Origin of the sequence: Armatimonas sp. (genome assembly GCF_043760365.1) — a bacterium.
GTDB lineage: Bacteria > Armatimonadota > Armatimonadia > Armatimonadales > Armatimonadaceae > Armatimonas.
This window is the reverse complement of sequence record NZ_JAYUPA010000047.1, coordinates 1-2,416: the sequence shown is the minus strand read 5'-3', so window position 1 is coordinate 2,416 and position 2,416 is coordinate 1. Positions and strand designations below refer to the sequence as shown.

3 protein-coding genes are annotated in these 2,416 nt (G+C 57.7%); all 3 read right to left on the bottom strand.

Going from position 1 to position 2,416, the window contains the following annotated elements; translation table 11 throughout:
* Window positions 1–87: 87 nt before the first annotated feature.
* A complete protein-coding gene (locus tag ACH2EH_RS01140; protein ID WP_395137981.1) occupies window positions 88–918 on the bottom strand; it encodes a CheR family methyltransferase in 831 nt (276 codons plus the stop codon).
* The gene (locus ACH2EH_RS01135; protein ID WP_395137979.1) at window positions 915–2,027 is read right to left on the bottom strand and encodes a chemotaxis response regulator protein-glutamate methylesterase; all 1,113 of its coding nucleotides are present in this window, start codon (window positions 2,025–2,027) and stop codon (window positions 915–917) included. The genes ACH2EH_RS01140 and ACH2EH_RS01135 overlap by 4 nt, the downstream gene beginning before the upstream one ends.
* Window positions 2,027–2,416 (bottom strand): hypothetical protein (locus ACH2EH_RS01130; RefSeq protein WP_395137978.1); only part of this gene is annotated, 390 nt, incomplete at its 5' end. The genes ACH2EH_RS01130 and ACH2EH_RS01135, both read right to left, overlap by 1 nt.

The following is a 2,416-nucleotide window of genomic DNA, read 5'->3' as shown; positions in this document are numbered from 1 at the left end:
GGGCGAAGGCTTGGGAGAGTCGGACATGGGCCCTCATCCTATCGCCAACCCCACCCGTTTGCCAGCAAGTTTGCCTGAAAGAGGCCGCTATGTCGCCTTTCGGACGCGGTAGTAGGCGGTCTTTTCTAGAGGAACGCGCTCAAAGCAATCATCAATATTCATTGTTGTCTCTGCCCCCCCCAGAAAGAGGGCTGCGTCGGGCTTGAGGGTGCGGCGTACTTTGGCGAGAATGGATTTCTTGGTCTCTTGATCGAAATAGATCAAGACATTGCGCAGAAACAAAATGTCCACAGAAGGAATTAGCGGCCAGGGCTGGATGAGATTACACTCGCGAAACTCAACCATATGCCTAATATCCTCACGGAGCTGCCAGTTGACGCCGGATTTCTCAAAGTACCGCATGAGCATCGTGACCGGAAGCCCTCGATTCACTTCGATCTGGTTGTAGATTCCCTGGCGCGCCTGCTCCAGCACTTGCGTATTGAGATCGGTGGCGATAATGCGGACATTGCCCTGAGGGATCTGGGGAAAATGCTCACGCAGCAGTAAAGCAATACTATAGGGCTCCTGCCCCGACGAGGCCGCCGCGCACCAGATCATGACGTGTGGCTCACCGGGACGCTTGGCAAGTAGCTCCGGGATCACCACTTTCTTCAGCGCCTCAAAGGGATGGAGGTCTCGGAAGAACGATGTCTCATTGGTGGTCATGGCTTCGACAACCATCTGTGAGAGCCGTCCACTGGGCTGAGTGCGCAGCCCTGTCACGAGCTCCGCAAGCGAGGCGCAGCCGTTCTGGTTTGCCACCGAGGCCAGCCGCGACTGCACTAGATACTCCTTTCTTGAGTCCAGAACTATCGCGGAGCGCTTATAGACCAGGTCGCAGATATAATCGAAGTCCGCCTTCGTGAGAGGGCTCATGCAGCGGCTCCTAAGGACCGGCTACCCAGCGTGCTACGGACGCGCCCCCGCATGACCCGGCGCAGGACCTCGCTGGCAATCTCATCCAGCGGAAGAACATGACTGGCAAGCCCCGCCTGTGCGACAAACCCTGGCATTCCCCAGACCACGCTACTGGCCTCATCTTGCACCACGATCTGTCCCCCCGCACTGCTCACGGCCTCGCAGCCCCGCAGACCATCTTGCCCCATTCCGGTTAAGATCACCGTGAGACAGCCCCCACCAAAGTGCTGTGCCACCGAGCGCAGCATCACATCCACGGCGGGACGGCAGGAGTTCTCTGGCGGCCCCACAAAGACACGGGTGTAGAGCTTGTCATCAGTGCGCTCCAGCCCCAGGTGAAAGTCGCCGGGCGCGACCCAGGCTTTTCCTGGCTCCAGTAGCATCCCACTCGTTGCCTCAGTCACTGTAATCGCACAGCGAGAGTTGAGGCGCTTGGCGAGGAGATTGGTGAACATCGGAGGCATGTGCTGGACAATCAAAACAGGCACAGGAAAGTCTGCGGGGAGCTGGGGCAGAAGGCTATTGAGCGCGTCCGGCCCGCCAGTAGAAGTCCCAATCGCCAGGATCTCCACCCGCTCACTCAGGCGTGTGCTCCGTGCGCTTGTCGTCACGAGTAAAGGCTTTTTCAGTGCCAGCGCTGCCGGGTCAAAAGTCGTGCCGCGCCGGGTGAAGAGCTTGATCTTCGGGATCAGAGTCTCACGAATGGTCTGCATTGCCGCGCTGACACTGCCCACATTGGCGGGCTTGGTGACATAATCCGACGCGCCAGCGCTTAGGGCATCTAAAGTCGCCGCCGCTCCTCGCTGTGTCAGTGTGCTGAACATGATCACTGGAAGCAGGCGCTGGGTCTTGCGGATCTCTTTGAGAGTCTCCAGACCGTCCATCTCCGGCATTTCCACATCTAGAATTACAAGATCGGGGTTGAGCTGTGCAAGCTTAGCCAGTGCAATCTTGCCGTTTGGGGCAGTTCCCACCACCTCGATATCAGGATCGCTAGCGAGCGTATCCGTGAGAATACGACGCACCACCACCGCATCATCTGCGAGAAACACTCGTATTTTTGGCATCAGCTTGGGTCCATCTGAGCTGCGTTTTGCAGTGATCCAGCCAGCTCTTTCAGCCCCAGAACCATCGTGCTTAGCTCTTTGGTTGCCTGCCCCGCCTGTGCAATACTCTCCGCCTGATCGCTCAGTGCGACCGAGACATCCTGAGCATTGCCAGTAATTTGCTGCATCGCCGTTTTGAGATCCACAGCCCCTGCAGTTGCTCTTTCACCGCTCTGACGAAGCTCCTGGATGACTTCTATTACATGCCGCGAGTGCCCTACCATCGCCTGAATATCTCCTTCGTCGGAGAAGAACAGCCCTAGCATCCCCGAGACGGCGTCCTGCGTCTTGCCCACGCTAGATTCCATCTGCAGAGCTGTAGTACTGACAATGCCCGCTTCACCGATGAG

Bases quoted from the DNA above. Each gene is read 5' to 3' on its own strand.
- ACH2EH_RS01135 (WP_395137979.1), bottom strand. From the start codon at position 2,027: ATGCCAAAAATACGAGTGTTTCTCGCAGATGATGCGGTGGTGGTGCGT.
- ACH2EH_RS01140 (WP_395137981.1), bottom strand. From the start codon at position 918: ATGAGCCCTCTCACGAAGGCGGACTTCGATTATATCTGCGACCTGGTC.